1 protein-coding gene is annotated in these 201 nt (G+C 45.3%); it reads right to left on the reverse strand.

Annotated elements, in window-relative coordinates; genetic code table 11:
• Nucleotides 1–201, reverse strand: a 201-nt coding sequence (locus NE665_RS24725) for a hypothetical protein (protein WP_347285946.1), incomplete at both ends; no start/stop codon positions are given.

Raw genomic sequence — 201 nt, forward strand, 5'->3', positions numbered from 1 at the left:
GATGGCTGTGTTGGGTGTGCGTCGATCGCTACAGGTTTGTTGTTTTCAATGACCAGCTTACCATTTTCAACTTCATACTTGTTGATCCATTCAACGGTTGTTCCACTCACCGTTCCCTTTTGGTCTGCTGCTGCCTGATAGGTGTATTTCACCTGATACTCATCCGGAATCTTATCGCCGTTTTCATCTGTACCGAAGTTT

It is taken from the genome of Clostridium sp. DFI.1.208 (assembly GCF_024463855.1).
Lineage (GTDB): Bacteria > Bacillota_I > Bacilli_A > Erysipelotrichales > Erysipelotrichaceae > Clostridium_AQ.